The sequence below is a fragment of the uncultured Halovibrio sp. genome (genome assembly GCF_913056445.1).
In the GTDB taxonomy this organism is placed as follows: Bacteria; Pseudomonadota; Gammaproteobacteria; order Pseudomonadales; family Oleiphilaceae; genus Halospina; species Halospina utahensis_B.
Genome location: NZ_CAJXMA010000135.1, coordinates 1 through 3,349, shown reverse-complemented (window position 1 = coordinate 3,349; position 3,349 = coordinate 1). Strand labels below are relative to the sequence as shown.

The 3,349-nt window shown below is 60.9% G+C and carries 2 protein-coding genes; both read left to right on the top strand.

Features of this window, described 5'->3' with window-relative positions; translation table 11 throughout:
- Positions 1-171 precede the first annotated feature (171 nt).
- Positions 172-2,865: a type I DNA topoisomerase gene (gene topA, locus QZ501_RS14995; RefSeq protein ID WP_295720625.1), complete on the top strand. Its 2,694-nt coding sequence runs from the start codon at positions 172-174 to the stop codon at positions 2,863-2,865.
- Between the two features lie 180 nt (positions 2,866-3,045).
- Positions 3,046-3,349: transposase (locus tag QZ501_RS14990; RefSeq protein WP_295720623.1), on the top strand; the 304-nt coding region annotated here is incomplete at its 3' end.

Below are 3,349 nucleotides of genomic sequence, written 5' to 3'. Positions count from 1 at the left end.
CACCGTCTTCGAGCGGCTCTGATCCGCTTCCAAGCCCTCTTGAGCCCGGCCACGCGCCGGGCTTTTTGTTTGTGGTCACTTGACCCGCCATGACCCAATCCCTATATATTGTCGCCACGTCCATGGTCGGCGCCATGGTCACCACACTGTTCTGAGGAAGATTTCGCTGTTATGGGTAAAAGTCTGGTAATCGTGGAGTCCCCCGCCAAGGCCAAGACCATCAATAAGTACCTTGGTGATGACTACATCGTGAAGTCCAGCGTGGGACATATCCGCGATCTTCCAGTGAGTGGTTCCGGCAACCGTAAAACGGACCCCAAGGAGCGTGCCCGCCAGGCTGCGGAGACACGCAAGATGGATCCCGAGACCAAGGCCCGCTACAAGCAGCAGAAGGCCCATGATCAGCTGATCCGGCGCATGGGCGTGGACCCGGAGAACGACTGGGAAGCCCATTACGAGATACTCCCCGGTAAGGAGAAGGTGGTCAGCGAACTGCAGCGGCTGGCGAACAACGCCGATGCGGTCTATCTGGCCACGGACCTTGACCGCGAAGGGGAGGCCATTGCCTGGCACCTGAAGGAGGCCATTGGCGGTGACGACGACAAGTACCGTCGCGTGGTGTTCAATGAGATCACCAAGCGTGCCATCCAGGGGGCCTTTTCCGAACCCACGGACGTGGACACTCACCGGGTTGAGGCACAGCAGGCACGCCGGTTCCTGGACCGTGTGGTGGGCTATATGGTCTCGCCGCTGCTGTGGAGCAAGATTGCCCGTGGTCTTTCCGCGGGGCGCGTCCAGTCCGTGGCAGTTCGGCTCATCGTTGAGCGCGAGCGTGAGATCCGCGCCTTTGTACCCGAGGAATACTGGGAGCTGGATACACTGCTGACACCGCCTGAGCAGAAGAGTGTGGGCATTCCGTTCGAGGTGGCAAAGTATGGCGACAAGCCCTACAGGCCCACGAACGAGCAGCAGAGCAATGAGCATGTTGAGCGCCTGAGGGCACTGGCGGAGGATGAGCAGGCCTTCCGCGTGGCCAAGCGCGAGGACAAGCCCACCAAATCCCGGCCCTCGGCCCCGTTCATTACGTCCACGCTGCAGCAGGCGGCAAGTAACCGCCTTGGTTTCAGCGTGAAGAAAACCATGACGCTGGCCCAGCGCCTGTATGAGGCCGGCTACATTACCTACATGCGGACGGATTCGACCAACCTGAGTCAGGATGCGATCCAGTCCGCGCGCGGTTATATCCAGGCCAGTTTCGGTGATGATTACCTGCCCGAGAAGCCGCGCTATTACACGTCCCGTGAAGGGGCCCAGGAAGCGCACGAAGCGATTCGACCGTCGGACGTCAAACACCGGGCCCAGGACATCAGCGGTCTGGAGAAGGACGCCGAACGGCTCTACGACCTGATCTGGCGCCAATTCGTGGCCTGCCAGATGACTGACGCCGAGTTCCTGAGCACATCCGTGACCGTGGTCGCAGGGGATTATCAGCTGAAGACCCGGGGCCGGATCATCCGGTTTGATGGTTTCCAGAAGGTGGCGCCGTCCTCCGGGAAGAAGGATCAGGATGTGGTGCTTCCGGATATTGCCGAAGGCGACCGCCTGATCCTGAGCGAGCTGACTCCGAGCCAGCACTTTACCAAGCCAACGCCACGCTACACTGAGGCGTCGCTGGTCAAGGAACTTGAAAAGCGCGGGATCGGACGGCCCTCAACCTATGCCTCCATTATCTCGACTATCCAGGAGCGCGGCTATGTGCGCCTGGAGAACCGGCGTTTCTATGCGGAAAAGCTGGGGGACATTGTTACGGACCGGCTGAATGAATCCTTCTCCAACCTGCTGGATTACGATTTCACGGCACGCATGGAGGAGGAACTCGACGAGGTTGCCGAGGGCCGGGAGGACTGGAAGCAGGTTCTCAATGAATTCTACGAGCGCTTCTCGAAGCAGCTCCAGCAGGCGGAGTCCACGGACGGTGGCATGCGCACCAACGCGCCCACGGACACGGACATCGAGTGCCCGGACTGCGGCCGGCACATGCAGATCCGTGTTGCCAGCACCGGGGTCTTTCTGGGGTGCTCCGGCTACTCGCTGCCGCCCAAGGAGCGCTGCAAGAAGACCATCAACCTGATTCCCGGTGACGAGGCGGTCAGCGCGGATGAGGATGACGACGGCGAGGGTGAATCCCGCCTGCTGCGCGAGAAACACCGTTGCCCGAAATGTGGCACGGCCATGGACAGCTACCTGATCGATGAGACCCGCAAGCTGCACGTGTGCGGTAACAGCCCGGATTGTGATGGTCAGGAGCTGGAGTACGGCAGCTTCCGCATCAAGGGCTATGAGGGCCCGACGCTGGAGTGCGACAAGTGTGGCAGTGAGATGCAGCTCAAGAGCGGGCGTTTCGGGAAGTATTTCGACTGCACCAATTCGGAATGCAAGAACACCCGGAAACTGCTGCGCAATGGGGAGCCGGCGCCGCCCAAGATGGACCCGATCCCGATGCCGGAACTTCAGTGCCAGAAGGTGGATGACACCTATGTACTGAGGGATGGCGCCTCAGGCCTGTTCCTGGCCGCCAGCCAGTTTCCCAAGAACCGCGAGACGCGGCCGCCGCTGGTGAGCGAGATCAAGCCACATGCCGCGGAGCTGGATCCCAAGTACGCCTACATACTGGATGCGCCCGAGCGTGATCCGGAGGGGAACCCGACAACGGTGCGCTACAGCCGTAAGACCAAGGAGCAGTATGTGGCATCTGAAAAGGAGGGTAAGGCGACCGGGTGGCAGGCCTACTACCGCAACGGCCGGTGGGAGCCCCAGGAGAAGAAGAAATCCGGAGGCCAGGGCGGCAAGCGCAAGGCCAGCTGAAGGTGCCGTAGGAGATGGAATAAAGCGGGCAGGCCTTGATCGGGCCGGAAGGAAGAGGACAACCTCCGCCAATGAGAAACGAGGTCACCCTAAGGGCCTCAACAAAGCCATAACGGAGGAGGTTGTCCGATAAACTACGCTGGCATCGATCTGGCTTCCAAATCAAGTGCTGTTGCCGTTGTGGATGAGCAGGGCAATGTCATGGAACAGCGGGAAGTAGCCACCGACACTGAGCAGTTGAACAAGGTCCTGGCCCCGTTTGCGCCGGTGTCGGCCGTGGTGGAGTCCTCACCGCTGGCTGAGTGGGCCTGTCAGGTTTTGGAAGACGCCGGCCACCTCGCACAGATCATCGACGCCCGGGCGGCGAAGCATCTGATGGATGCCCGCAAGAAGACCGACCGGCGTGATGCCCAGACGCTGGCTCAGATCGTGCGTTCAGGGTGGTTCCAGCCGGTGCACCGCAAAAGTGACTCGGCGCGGCTGG

Coding starts and splice junctions, on each gene's coding strand:
- topA (WP_295720625.1), top strand. CDS start 172: ATGGGTAAAAGTCTGGTAATCGTGGAGTCCCCCGCCAAGGCCAAGACC.